This window comes from Flavobacterium olei (genome assembly GCF_039749035.1).
Taxonomy (GTDB): Bacteria; Bacteroidota; Bacteroidia; order Flavobacteriales; family Flavobacteriaceae; genus Flavobacterium; species Flavobacterium olei.
In genome coordinates, this window is sequence record NZ_JBDKWC010000006.1 from 294,757 (window position 1) to 308,155 (window position 13,399).

Below are 13,399 nucleotides of genomic sequence, written 5' to 3' on the forward strand. Positions count from 1 at the left end.
ATTAAAAAAATTAACAAGATTTTTAACATTTTAAAAATTGTTTAAAAATGTCAAAAGGCGTTTTAAAAAAACACCTTTTGATTATATATTTGAATTATTATTATTCCTACATTTATTTATCTAAAACTTCAAATGTCGAATTCATACTTTTAAATTCGGGAACAATTTTTTTCATCTTAGTTACAATATCATCATTTTCATAGAAATCTGCAATTCCTATAAGTTCATCTACATCAATATGAAGATTTTCATACTCGTCCTGAATTTCCTGGGCAATCATGATTTTATTATGATATGTGGGAAGCGTTTTAGAGGTATCATTTAATAACTCTTCATAAAGCTTTTCTCCGGGTCTTAAACCAACAATCTTAATCTTTATTTCTTTATCAGGAATAAAGCCCGCCAGTTTAATCATTTTTTTAGCCAAATCGATAATTTTAACCGGTTTACCCATATCAAAAATATAAATCTCACCTCCATTCCCCATTGCCCCTGCTTCCAGTACCAGCTGACAAGCTTCAGGTATCGTCATAAAATAACGAATAATATCCTGATGCGTTATTGTGACCGGACCTCCCTCGGCAATTTGTTTGGTAAACAATGGAACCACTGATCCGTTTGAACCTAAGACATTTCCAAATCGGGTTGTGATAAATTTTGTTCCCCCTTCAACATTTTCTTTTTGATTTTTCAAGAATAAAGACTGTACGTACTTTTCAGCAATACGCTTGCTTGCTCCCATTACGTTACTAGGATTAACAGCTTTATCTGTAGAAACCATCACAAATTTCTTTACCCGATACTTACAAGATAAATCTGCCAGGTTCTTTGTCCCTTTAATATTTGTCTGAATAGCCTGAGCAGGGTTTTCCTCCATCAGAGGCACATGTTTATATGCGGCAGCATGAAAAACAACATGCGGATTATAAGTTTTAAATACCTTCTCTAACGCTTTCTTACTGCGCACATCTGCAATAACAGCGACAATTTTGGCAGTCATATTCATTGCCTGAGTCTCTAAACACAAATTATGCAAAGGCGTTTCTGCATGATCCAGAATAATAACATTTTTTGGGTTAAAATTCAAAACCTGTCTTACAATCTCACTACCAATTGATCCCGCAGCACCAGTAATTAAAATTGTTTTATCTTTTAATTGCTTAGAAATAGATTTACTATCCAGAACGATAGGTTTTCTCTCTAATAAATCTTCAATCTGAATATTTTTTACTTTCTGAGAAATTTCTTTCTGATTTTCCCAATCCGAAATTAATGGAACAGTATATACTCTGTAATTAAATTCCAGACATTGATCAACTATGATAAGTTGTTCATCTTTCGTTAAACTTTTATCTGCAATAATTACCCCCTCTGCAGCAACAGAACGCATTAAGGCAGGCAGTTTTTTTCTTAAGATTAATATCGGAAGATCCAACATTCTCTTAGACGCATTCTGATTGTTTTTATCTACAAAACCAACAATTTTAAATCGTGAAGGTGTTTCGAATTTCAAGGCATTGGCTACTGAAATTGCATTTGCATCTGTACCATAAATAACTGTTCTTACCAGTTTTGTTGTGGCTTTCTCAGAAAAATACATTTCGAAAGTCTGTTTTACAATCACACGATATAAAAACAGACCGCAAAAAGATAAAACCAGATTGATAAAAAGAGCCGTATTTAAAAATGCTTTATGACCAGTGTATAATTCAAAAACCAAATTTATAAACAAGAAAAAAACCAAAACTGACATCTGAGAAAACAACAGCTTTATAGCATCAATATAGGAGGAGTGTCGTATAATTCCTGAGTATGTCCTAAAAAGCCAAAAGAAAAATATATTAACAAGTATTAAACTGGCTACAAAATAGAAATCGTGAGAAGTTATGATATAGCCTATTGCAGTTCCTTCGAAAAGCAAATACGTAAAAGAAAAAGAAAAGAACAGAACCATTACATCAATAGCAACAATTATCCATCTCGGCAGGTAGCTAAGATTATTTATGTTTGCTCTAATATTCCTTGGCGAAAATGTTTTATGTAGCAAAGAAGCTATATTATTTGGTTTATCTGTATTCAATTGAGCTTTTATTAAGTCAGAATAATTTGAACTTTATACAAAAATACAAATTAAAGGTTTAAATGATCGCTTTAAAATGCAAATTAAATTTTAACACCTTTTTTCTTTTGTTTTAGAAAATCAATTAAATATTTCCCGTAACCAGATTTTAATAATGGTTGCGCCAATTCTTCCAATTTATCATCTGTAATAAATCCTTGTCGCCAAGCTATTTCTTCGATACAACCAACTTTCAAACCTTGTCTTTCTTCTAATACCTGAACAAATTGTCCTGCCTGCATTAAGCTATTAAAAGTTCCCGTATCTAACCAAGCAGTACCTCTGCTCAATATGCCAACTTTCAACTTGCCCTTTTCAAGATAAACTTTATTAACATCTGTTATTTCATATTCACCACGAGCACTTGGTTTGATGTTTTTAGCAATTTCTACTACAGAATTATCATAAAAATATAATCCAGGAACAGCATAATTAGATTTTGGTTCTAAAGGTTTTTCTTCGATAGATATAGCCTTTTTATTTTCATCAAACTCCACTACTCCATATCTTTCGGGATCAGAGACATGGTAAGCAAAAACGACACCTCCTTCCGGATTGGCATTATCTTTTAATAATTGCTGCATATTTGTTCCAAAGAAAATATTATCTCCCAAGACTAAAGCCACTTTGTCATTTCCAATAAACTCTTCTCCAATTACAAAAGCCTGTGCTAAACCATTTGGATTTGGCTGTTCAGCATAACTAAACTTACACCCAATAGTACTCCCGTCGCCTAGTAATTTTTTAAAGTGAGGTAAGTCATGAGGTGTTGATATAATTAAAATCTCATTAATCCCAGCCATCATTAAAGTTGATAGAGGATAATAAATCATTGGTTTATCATACACAGGCATTAACTGCTTGCTAACTGCTAAAGTCAATGGGTGCAACCTTGTACCTGAACCACCTGCTAATATAATTCCTTTCATACGTCTTAATTTTAGATTTTTGATTTTAGATTCTGATTTCTCGACTTCTAAAATTCTACTCTTAATATTTTTTTAGATGAACATTTTCTTTAGACTTTCTATATAATTTGGAACTTCTAAATTATAGATTGATTTTATTTTTGTTTTATCCAATAATGAATAATTTGGTCTCTTCGCAGGAGTTGGATATGCTGAAGAAGGGATTCCTCCCACCTTACATTCAAAAGCCCCAAGCTCTTTAATCGCCAAAGCAAATTCATACCAACTAATTTCACCTTCATTTGAATAGTTGTAAATTCCCGGAACCCACTTTGAAGATTCTATGATATTAATCATAGCTTGTGCTAAATCTGCCGCATATGTAGGTGAACCTATCTGATCATTCACAACATTAATTTCATCTCTTTCCTGCATTAATCGCTGCATTGTTTTAACAAAATTATTTCCGAATTTGCTAAATACCCAAGAGGTTCTGATAATAATCGATTCAGGATTTTCTTTTAGACACGAGATTTCACCTGCTAACTTACTTTCCCCATAAACATTAATAGGATTTATTTGTGCCTTCTCGTCTAAAGCAACTGATGAAGATCCATCGAATACGTAATCTGTTGAGATATGTATTAATCTAACATCATTTATTTTTGAATATTTTGCAATCAATTCTACTGCTAAATGATTTATCTTAAAGGCTAAGTCTTTTTCCGTTTCAGCTTTATCAACAGCCGTGTAAGCACCACAATTAAAAATAATATCTGGTTTAATTGTATCTAATTGAGATTTCAACAATTCTAAATTATCCAATGTAGCTTTCGATCGATCAGCAAAAATCCATTCATAATTAGAATATGAAGAAGATAAAGCTAAAAGTTCAGATCCTAATTGTCCCGTTGCTCCGGTTACAAGAATTTTTTTCATTAAAATAAGCTATTACAATCATTGATAAATGGAAGTATTTGATCTTTTTCAGAAACAATAGCTTCGTCTAAATTCATTCCCCAATCAATATTCAGAGACGGATCGTCATATTTAATTCCTCCTTCTGAAGCTTTATTATAAAACTGATCACATTTATACATTACTGAAGCAGTTTCGCTTATAACTGAAAAACCATGGGCAAATCCCTGAGGGACTAACAATTGTTTTTTATTCTCAGCTGACAACAAAACACTAAATGATTTTCCATATGTTGGAGAATCTTTTCTTAAATCAACCGCGACATCGATAATTTCTCCCTCTAAAACACGAACTAATTTTGTCTGAGCAAAAGGTGGATTTTGATAATGTAAACCTCTCAACGTACCTTTTTTGGAAAATGATTGATTATCCTGAACAAAATCAATATCAATTCCTTGTTCTTTAAATTTAACTTCACTGTATGATTCAAAAAAATAGCCTCGTTCATCACCAAAAACTGTAGGCTCTACAACAACTAAATCTTTTATAAGTGTTTTTTCAATTTGCATACTTAAAATTTATCTCTATAAGTTATATGTTAAAGAATATATTAAAAACTTCCATAATTCTTTTTTTTTCTTCTTCATTTAAATTTGATCCTGATGGTAAGCATAATCCTGTTTCGAATAAATCTTCAGCAACTTTATTTCCATAATAAGGGAAATCCTTAAATATCGGCTGCAAATGCATTGGTTTCCAAAGAGGACGACTTTCAATATTTTGACTTTCTAATGCTAATCTTAATTCTTCATTTTTTTTGCCGTTAATTATCCTCAAATTAAAAATAATCGCTGATAACCAGTGGTTTGAATAAAAATCACTTGTAGGCTCGGAGAAAACTGTCACCTCTGGTATATTCTTAAAATACTCGACATAAAAAGAGTTCATGTCTCTTCTTAAACTTATGTGTTTATCCAAAACTTCCATCTGTCCACGGCCTATACCTGCACAAATGTTGCTCATTCTATAATTATATCCCAATTGACTATGCTCATAATGTGGTGCATTGTCTCTAGCTTGGGTTGAAAGAAATATACCTTTATTAATTAATTCTTTGTTTTTTGAAACTATTGCACCTCCACCTGAAGTAGTAATTATCTTATTTCCGTTAAATGAGAGTATCCCGATATCTCCAAATGTCCCACATTTTTGATTTTTATAATAACTACCTAATGCCTCTGCACTATCTTCTAACACTGGAATATCATATCTTTTAGAAATTGCAGTTATTTCATCCACTTTGTATGGCATACCATAAAGATGGACAGCAATGATAGCTTTCGGTTTTTTACCCTTTGAAATTCTATCTTGAATTGCATTTTCCAGAGCAATTGGGCACAAATTCCAAGTATCCATTTCACTATCAACAAATATTGGCGTTGCTCCTTGATAAAGAATAGGATTTGCAGATGCGGAAAATGTCATACTCTGGCAGATAACTTCATCTCCTGTCTTAACACCTAATAATATCAAACCTAAATGAATAGCCGCTGTTCCTGAGCTCAATGCTCCTACTTTACTATCTGCTCCTAGATATTTTGTCAAATCACTTTCAAAGCCATTTACATTTGGCCCTAATGGAGCGACCCAATTAGTATCAAAAGCTTCTGTAACATATTTTTGCTCTGATCCTCCCATATGGGGAGAAGACAACCATATTTTTGTATTATTCATTTTCTTTCTTATGTTTTATAATTTTCCCTGGATTTCCTACAACCACAACGAAATCTGGAATATCCTTTATTATTACTGCTCCAGCGCCAATAGTAACCCATTTGCCAATTTTAATCCCTTGAATTATAATTGCCCCAATTCCTACATGAGTTCCTTCTCCTATTACGACATTTCCGGCAAGAGAGGCATTCGGAGAAATATGACAAAAATTATTTATTACGCAATCATGTTCAATAATTGCACCTGAGTTTACAATACAATGATCCCCTATCTCAACAGACGAATTTACTATAACCCCTGCCATGATAACTGATCCTTTACCAATTAAAGAATTATTTGAAAGTACAGCAGTTTTATGTATTGCTGAAAAAAATGGATTGACAACTTTTGAAACAACTTTTTTTCTAAGACTGTTGTCCCCAATAGATATAATAATTTCATTCGATAATGACTTTATCATTTTTGATGCTTCTAAAACCGGTATACCTTCTAAAATGTCATATTTAGGAAAATCATCAAAAATAGCTCCAATGTTATGGTTATTACTTTTTAAAATATCTATGATGACTTTACAATGTCCGCTTGCCCCATATAAGTATTTAGCATCTTCCATCAAAAGCTTTTGTTGTTGCAGTATTTGCAGAGTTAATCCCATCTCTATTTATCACCTTTTGAACTGTTTTAATAATTATTTTAAAATCTAAAATAAATGATTGGTTTTTTACATACCAAACATCGTATTCAAATTTTTGTGACCAAGATATTGCGTTTCTTCCGTTTATTTGTGCCCAGCCTGTAATTCCGGGCTTAACATTATGTCTTTGTTTTTGAAAATCACTATACAATGACAAATATTCAGGCAACAACGGTCTAGGCCCTATTAAACTCATTTCTCCTTTTAAAACATTTAATAATTGAGGAATTTCATCCAACGATGTTTTTCTAATAAATATTCCAACTTTAGTCAATCGATTAGCATCAGATAAAAGAATACCATTGGTATCTCTTTTATCATTCATTGTTTTAAATTTTATAATCTTAAAAATTTTTCCGTTTTTACCTGGCCGTTTTTGAAGAAAAAAAACTTTCCCATCATTAGCTATTAATAAACAAATCAATACTATTATAAATACAGGAAGTAACATTATAATACCAATACCTGCTACTATAAAATCAAATAAAACCTTTATATACTTACTATACATTTTACCTCTTTTTTATAAATAAACTAACAGCACAAAACATAAAAAATTTATTTGTACTTCTCATTAAACTTAAATTATAGTACAATAAAACATAAATACGGGTTAGTAAATTTTGCGAATATAATTTGTATATCTTCTTTGATTCTGAATTTTCATCTAAAAGATTTTTAAACCCCTCAATTTGCTCAAAGTACCAGCCTTCTTTTAGCATTTTTAGCCTTTCTTTTATTGCATTATAGGAAAATGAATTTAATTGTCCGTGAACATTTGTATCATGAATTCTATATAAAATATAGGCATTTTTATCTATAAAGACCTTAAAATTATTTGTACGGGCAAAAAAATAAAAATACCAATCATGAGAAAAATTTTTCCACTCAGTTAGTTTCAATTGCGACACTGCTATTTTAGATTTATTATAAAATGCATTATTAAAAACATAAGTGCAACCTGCGCTTCCGCCTTCAAAAAGAAAATCATATTTTTTTTGCGAATAATTTTTCTTTATAAGGTCTTTTTTTCCAGATTTTTGATCCCATTTAATTAAATTAGATAAATACAAGTCTGCGTTATCGCTTTTCAAACATTGTGTTGCTTGTAGCAACTTATTTGAAAACCAAATATCATCCTGATCACAAAATGCAAAAAAATCATAATTTTCGGGATTATCAACAATCTTCACTAAATTTAAAAAATTTTTGGCAGCGGAACCTGACCGATTTTTATTTTCAACTAGACTGACCCTACTATCTTTAAGATATTTATTGATTATTAAAATTGTATCGTCTGTACTATTATCATCAGATATTAATAATTTAATATTAACTCCTTCCTGCATAAGCACTGAATCTATTTGCTCAGAAATATATTTACTTCCGTTATAAGTAGCCATCAGCACTAAAATATTTATTTTTTGTAGCATTTTTACCTATTTAATAGCATCCATCGCTATTATTTTAAATTTCATTTAAAAAAAAAATCAATAACTATCAAATATCTAATATCTCTTTCCAACTGTTAATTGAATTAATATTATTAGCAATATTTAAGTTATCAAAATTAAAATAATTCAACTTTTTTTTCTCTATCAAATTTTTAATTAATAAAGCTAGTTCCATTATATCATCCGGATTAAAAATCACTAAATAGGGATAATTACCAACTGTTTCATAGACATATTCAAGATCAATAGCAAAGATTGGCTTATTATATCTTGAAAATTCTGACAATGGCAGTCCCCAAGTTTCTAAACGAGAAGGATAAACCAATACATTTGCGATTTTATAGTTAGATTCAACTTCTTCTTTAGAAATTGACCCCAACCACACGATTTTTAATTTGTCGTATTTTTTCTTTAAGTATTTTGTATAACTATTTTGATCCTGAAGAACTGTAATTCTTAATTCAATATCTATGATTGAATATTTATAATATAATACATTCAGAGCTTCACATATTAGTTCAATATTTTTATAGCCTATTGCTCTAGTTGGATAAAATAAAACAAATGTATCTATTGTCTCTTTTTTTAGTTCCACATTCTCAACTACATCTATTAATTTATCTTCAAAATTAAACGGTTTAAATATCAAAATCTGACTAATTGGCAAATTATATTTAAGACTAATTTTTTTACCAATCCAATTTTGTTGAACTATAAACTTTTTATTTTTAAAAATATTAAACCGTAAAAATATAGTGTAGTAAATCTTCTGAAAAATGACACTGCGAGAAAACAAAAGGTCAGATCTCTTTATATTAAAAAATATACTTGCATTATGGAAATAAGTAAACAGTTTTTTTACAGATACATTTGGAGTAAAATCATTTAAAGAAATCCATACATCTGCATTAATTTTTTTCGAAATTTTTTTATAGTATATATATTCAAAATAGAATTTGAACAATATGAATTTTTTATATTGTGGAATTTCAATAAAACTTATATTATCAGACTTATAAAAAAAACTACTATCATTTACAATTGCAATTATATTGTAATCTGAAAGTTTTGAAAACTCAATTAATGCGCTATTATATATAGTCAATGGTCCACCTGATGTAATATTCGCTCCTGACAAAACAACTGTCTTTTTTAACATTATTTAATTTAAAACTTTATTACTAATACATCTCTCTATCAAAATCTTGATTAATTAAAATTCCTTTGTAAGGTATAAATAGGTCCTCGTAAGCTGAAATCGATTGGTAAAAGAGAAAAATACAAAATACGAAAAGCAGCAACAATACATAACATCTTTCTAATCTGTCTTTTAAAATAATAAACTGACATGAAATCAATAAACATTCCAGCACATTAAAATATAAACTCCCTCTATTAACCATGATTATTAAAGAGCTTGAAAACAAAAAATAAAAAGCCAGGCCAAAAAGATAACCGTTGAAAATTAAATTATAATAAATTATTTTTTTTTGCAATATTTTAGAAGTATACAAAAATAACGTTAGATATAATAATCTCCTAATCAATCCAACTAAACTAAGTGCATGATCCGACATTACTTCACCAGCAAGCTCTGTATATGCTGAAACTTTAGATTCTCCTGCTCCACCAACACTACTTCCTAAAATTGAAAATACGTGAATTGGAATACTAGTTTTCCCTATAATAAACGAAATAAAAATTATAAAAATTACCATATTAACTTTTACTGGTCTATTTAAAAAATACATGATGCAAAAAAGTATTGCAGTAGAATGAAATAGAAAAGCAATTGCTATTAAAAAAAAAAACTTATACGGTTTTTTATCTAATACATATTGTATGGAAAACAAACAAATTGCAACAGCTAACAATTGACGGTTTGACCCTAATACACCTAGTGTAGAAACATAAAAAACTAATAATGTGACAAAAGGAAATGGACTTAATTTTTTAGTTGCATAAAAAATCAAAAAATAATATACTATTGCGTGAATTACTAAGAAAACAGAATAGCTATCAGTTATATTTTTTATTAAAAAAACAAAACTTCCATAGCCAATTTCAAATCCAGCTAAAATATTAATAATAACTGAACTGTAATCTATTGTATTTTCAAAATTATCTAAATAAACTTGCCAATCTGTACCTGTCTTCCATCGTAAACCAGCTTGAAAAACAAAAACAAAAAAAAGGATAAAACTCATTATATTCTTTTGGCTTTTTGTTAATTCACATCTTAACTCAAAAAATGAGAACAACAACAATAGAAATAATGTAATTATATATATTGCCATTTAAATGGTTTTATATAATTCGTTAAACTTTTTGATAATTATAAAGTTTGAATAAAATTTATTGTAAAAATCATAAAAATTATAGTTTGATTTAACATTTACAGAATTTAATTTTTCTATTAAACTTTCAATAGAATTTTCAAATAAAAAGTCATTTGAACAAATAATTTCAGGAATGGCACATTTATTTGAAGCAATAACAGGTTTATTAAAAAGATATCCTTCTATGATTGGCAAACCAAATCCTTCACCGTATTCGGCTGGCACTATTACAATGTCACATTCTTTATAGTAATCTATAAGTTCTGCATCAGGAACGTAGCCCAGTAATGTAATATTTTCCAATTGATTGCTTTCTATCTTGTCTTGATAATAAGATAGCAAAGGACCTTTTCCAGCTACAAAAAATTCGAAATCACTGTTAATCAACTTTGTTGCCACATCAATAATTAAATCTATTCTTGCTCTATCTTCAATACTTCTAACTATAAAAACCTTAATTGATGAAGCCTGGAAATTTGTCCTTTTACTATTTGTTTTAAGGCAATCTAAATTATATTTTTCTAGATGTGAGGTATTAAATATTATTGTATAGTTTTTACGATTACCATATAAACTCATCTGTTTAGCATACTCAGAAATAAAATGTACGTGTTTTACTCTAAAGTATAAAAATTTTTCAAGGACAAAAAAGAAAATATTTAGTTTATGATTTGTTGCTTTAGTTAAATAATAAAGAGCATCGTGCAGTGTGTATAGATTACTTTGATAAACACTGAAAATACTCATTAATGCATTATGAGAATGAATTAATACTTTTTTTTCTTTTTTTATAATTTTATATAAAATGATATTTAGAGTTAAAATCCAAAAAATATCTTTTTTAATTGATATACATATCAAATTATCGTAATGATAAATTTTCGTTTTATTATCCCAATGTATATAATAGTTAATTTCACTTAGACTTGCCTTGGATTGAAATTCTATAACATTTTCAACACCTCTCTTATGCTTAAACATATTGTTAAAACCAAAGAACACAACTCTTTTAATATCAATAAAACTCATGGCTTCAGTACATTAATAGATTAATCTCATTAACTGATCTATCCTGTGCTCGTAAGTATGATTTAATAGAAAATATTCATATTGCTTTAAAGATAATTCATATCGTAATAATGGTTTGTCCAAATAAAAATTTATTAAATCTATGGCTTCATTAATATTTTTATAGGTAAAATCCTCAACTGGAATTGATGAATATTCTTTTAAACTTGACTTGTAATCACAAATTTGGAATCCTCCAATGCCGCCAATCTCAAAAAATTTCACATTTGCTGATTCAATTTCGGCATAATGGAAGTTGTTAAATACTATTTTTGATCCATAGACAAGTTCTGACTTCCTTTGACCTGTAATAAATTCTGAGTTAAATTTAAGCTTTAAATCATCTCTAAAAAAACGACGATCCATGCTTCCAAAAAGTGAAACATTTATATTCGATTCTATTAATTTTGCTACCATATTTGCTCTATATGGATACATAGTTCCAAAACTCAATAAGTCGATTCCTAATTTATGCTCTAATTCAACTCTATCAACTTGAGGTTTGATATGAACCCGTGGATTAAAGGCTTCTGGCAAATAAAAAGTATTTAAACCCATTTTATTCTTCATGAAATCTACCATATAATGGTCTTTAGTAAAATAAGCATCATAAGGTGATGCAAAAATCTGCTGATATTCTAATGTTGTTAACTGATCTGGATTAATATGAATTACTTTTACTTTTGGTAAAGCGTGTTTAATCAATCGTATACAAATTGGATTAATGAATCGATAAGTGCATATTACTAATTCCGGATCAGATTCTACAATTTTTTTTGCTACTTTCCGAAACAAAAACTCATCATATTTTTTAAGAAACTTAGATGCCATATAATTATATTTATAAGGAACCGCTATAGCATCTTTTATGTCTATATGAATTACGAAATTCCCTAAAAAAGAAAACGATTCATTAAGATGATACTCAAGGCTATCAAAGTCTTTACTTCCTAAAAGAGCTATTTTCATCAATCTTTTATTTTATTAAATTTATTACTTATCAAATCCAATTTCTTGTAATTGCTTTGAAAATATTTTAGTTAAATTTTGAACTGATAATAAATTTTGAACTTTTTCAAAATCAAAATCAATATTCTTTTCTGATTTTTTTGAAATCAGAAAAATTATGTCAGCCATTTCGCTCACAGAATCAACAAGATAACCTATTGAACCGAACTTAGTAAAGATGTATTCAAAATAATCATTCCTTATTGCTATTATAGGTCTTTTTCTGTTTATTGCATCAAAAATTGCTCCACTAGCAGTTAAACGATAAGTATCTGAAGGGTAAAAATATAAAACAAAATCTAATTGATCTATACGATTATTTAACTCTTCTGCACTTATCATGCTTCTCCCTTCATTAGATGGCAAATTAATTCCTGCTTTTTTTAGAAGAGAAATGTTAAAATTAATTCTACCCGAAATAAATAAATTAACATTGACCGCTTTTTTGTGTTTTAAAAGTTTTGCTAATTGCAAGAAATCTTTTCCTCCTTTATATTCATTAAAAACGCCAACAGTCCCAATATTTAGTTCTTTTGTTTCTTTATTTTTCTTGACATAAGTATTTCTATTAAAATCATACGGATGATCTATTGAATAAAAATTACTCATTATATTTTCTGGTAATCTAGAATATAAATTCTTTAAGATTATATCTCCTAAAACAAAGAAATGTAAATTGCTACTAATTTTAATATGTTTATTTAGAAAAAACTGTCTGGTAAGATTATTTTCAAAGCTATAGAATATTCCTTTACCTGTTGGACTAGTTTGAAGCATTTCCATAGAACCATGTCTAAACATTATAATACGTTTTTTTAATATTTTATTAATAAAATTTATTAAACGCACAGAAACGGTAGCATCAAAACTGTAAACGATAATTTGATCATGTGGAGATATAAATAATTGCCAAATATCATTAAAAATAGTAAAAATGAAACGCAAGATTATATTCCATGGACCTGTTCCCTTGATCACATATAAATTTTTACTTCTAACATTTAACTTGTTAAGACCTATCTTCTGAGCTCCTCTATATTCAACAGAAGAAGCAACATTAGTCAAAATTTCTATTAACTGAGAATTAAAATTTAAGTGCCAATTATCATAACAGACACTATCAACCATTCGTATTTTCATAGTAAAATCCTGCAAAT

The 13,399-nt window shown here is 28.8% G+C and carries 13 protein-coding genes; all 13 read right to left on the reverse strand.

The window, feature by feature from the left end; translation table 11 throughout:
- Positions 1 to 112: 112 nt before the first annotated feature.
- Complete coding sequence (locus ABEB31_RS17275; protein WP_347052919.1) at positions 113 to 2,080, reverse strand: polysaccharide biosynthesis protein; 1,968 nt, start codon at positions 2,078 to 2,080, stop codon at positions 113 to 115.
- Positions 2,081 to 2,163: 83 nt separating this feature from the next.
- Positions 2,164 to 3,048, reverse strand: a complete 885-nt coding sequence (gene rfbA / locus ABEB31_RS17280) for a glucose-1-phosphate thymidylyltransferase RfbA (RefSeq protein ID WP_347052920.1) — start codon at positions 3,046 to 3,048, stop codon at positions 2,164 to 2,166.
- A gap of 72 nt (positions 3,049 to 3,120) precedes the next feature.
- Positions 3,121 to 3,966: a dTDP-4-dehydrorhamnose reductase gene (gene rfbD / locus ABEB31_RS17285; RefSeq protein ID WP_347052921.1), complete on the reverse strand. Its 846-nt coding sequence runs from the start codon at positions 3,964 to 3,966 to the stop codon at positions 3,121 to 3,123.
- A complete protein-coding gene (gene rfbC, locus ABEB31_RS17290) occupies positions 3,966 to 4,514 on the reverse strand; it encodes a dTDP-4-dehydrorhamnose 3,5-epimerase (protein WP_347052922.1) in 549 nt (182 codons plus the stop codon). The genes rfbD and rfbC overlap by 1 nt, the downstream gene beginning before the upstream one ends.
- A gap of 22 nt (positions 4,515 to 4,536) precedes the next feature.
- Positions 4,537 to 5,679, reverse strand: coding sequence for an aminotransferase class I/II-fold pyridoxal phosphate-dependent enzyme (locus tag ABEB31_RS17295; RefSeq protein WP_347052923.1), 1,143 nt, complete (start codon positions 5,677 to 5,679; stop codon positions 4,537 to 4,539).
- Positions 5,672 to 6,334, reverse strand: a complete 663-nt coding sequence (locus ABEB31_RS17300) for an acetyltransferase (RefSeq protein WP_347052924.1) — start codon at positions 6,332 to 6,334, stop codon at positions 5,672 to 5,674. Before ABEB31_RS17300 ends, ABEB31_RS17295 begins: the two co-directional genes overlap by 8 nt.
- Positions 6,279 to 6,884 (reverse strand): sugar transferase, encoded by a 606-nt coding sequence (locus tag ABEB31_RS17305; protein WP_347052925.1) that lies wholly within the window; start codon positions 6,882 to 6,884, stop codon positions 6,279 to 6,281. Before ABEB31_RS17305 ends, ABEB31_RS17300 begins: the two co-directional genes overlap by 56 nt.
- 1 nt (position 6,885) lies before the next feature.
- A complete protein-coding gene (locus ABEB31_RS17310; protein WP_347052926.1) occupies positions 6,886 to 7,806 on the reverse strand; it encodes a glycosyltransferase in 921 nt (306 codons plus the stop codon).
- 67 nt (positions 7,807 to 7,873) lie between these two features.
- Positions 7,874 to 8,986, reverse strand: coding sequence for a glycosyltransferase (locus ABEB31_RS17315; protein ID WP_347052927.1), 1,113 nt, complete (start codon positions 8,984 to 8,986; stop codon positions 7,874 to 7,876).
- A gap of 22 nt (positions 8,987 to 9,008) precedes the next feature.
- Positions 9,009 to 10,124: an EpsG family protein gene (locus tag ABEB31_RS17320; protein WP_347052928.1), complete on the reverse strand. Its 1,116-nt coding sequence runs from the start codon at positions 10,122 to 10,124 to the stop codon at positions 9,009 to 9,011.
- Positions 10,125 to 11,195: a glycosyltransferase gene (locus ABEB31_RS17325; RefSeq protein WP_347052929.1), complete on the reverse strand. Its 1,071-nt coding sequence runs from the start codon at positions 11,193 to 11,195 to the stop codon at positions 10,125 to 10,127.
- A 12-nt stretch (positions 11,196 to 11,207) separates the two neighbouring features.
- Entirely contained in the window at positions 11,208 to 12,203 is a 996-nt protein-coding gene (locus ABEB31_RS17330; protein ID WP_347052930.1) for a CgeB family protein, read from the reverse strand.
- A gap of 24 nt (positions 12,204 to 12,227) precedes the next feature.
- Positions 12,228 to 13,397 (reverse strand): hypothetical protein, encoded by a 1,170-nt coding sequence (locus tag ABEB31_RS17335; RefSeq protein WP_347052931.1) that lies wholly within the window; start codon positions 13,395 to 13,397, stop codon positions 12,228 to 12,230.
- Between the last annotated feature and the right edge of the window lie 2 nt (positions 13,398 to 13,399).

Excerpts from the sequence above, each read along its gene's own strand:
- rfbA (WP_347052920.1), bottom strand. The coding sequence starts at position 3,048 with ATGAAAGGAATTATATTAGCAGGTGGTTCAGGTACAAGGTTGCACCCA.
- rfbD (WP_347052921.1), bottom strand. The coding sequence starts at position 3,966 with ATGAAAAAAATTCTTGTAACCGGAGCAACGGGACAATTAGGATCTGAA.
- rfbC (WP_347052922.1), bottom strand. The coding sequence starts at position 4,514 with ATGCAAATTGAAAAAACACTTATAAAAGATTTAGTTGTTGTAGAGCCT.
- ABEB31_RS17295 (WP_347052923.1), bottom strand. The coding sequence starts at position 5,679 with ATGAATAATACAAAAATATGGTTGTCTTCTCCCCATATGGGAGGATCA.
- ABEB31_RS17300 (WP_347052924.1), bottom strand. The coding sequence starts at position 6,334 with ATGGGATTAACTCTGCAAATACTGCAACAACAAAAGCTTTTGATGGAA.
- ABEB31_RS17305 (WP_347052925.1), bottom strand. The coding sequence starts at position 6,884 with ATGTATAGTAAGTATATAAAGGTTTTATTTGATTTTATAGTAGCAGGT.
- ABEB31_RS17310 (WP_347052926.1), bottom strand. The coding sequence starts at position 7,806 with ATGCTACAAAAAATAAATATTTTAGTGCTGATGGCTACTTATAACGGA.
- ABEB31_RS17315 (WP_347052927.1), bottom strand. The coding sequence starts at position 8,986 with ATGTTAAAAAAGACAGTTGTTTTGTCAGGAGCGAATATTACATCAGGT.
- ABEB31_RS17320 (WP_347052928.1), bottom strand. The coding sequence starts at position 10,124 with ATGGCAATATATATAATTACATTATTTCTATTGTTGTTGTTCTCATTT.
- ABEB31_RS17325 (WP_347052929.1), bottom strand. The coding sequence starts at position 11,195 with ATGAGTTTTATTGATATTAAAAGAGTTGTGTTCTTTGGTTTTAACAAT.
- ABEB31_RS17330 (WP_347052930.1), bottom strand. The coding sequence starts at position 12,203 with ATGAAAATAGCTCTTTTAGGAAGTAAAGACTTTGATAGCCTTGAGTAT.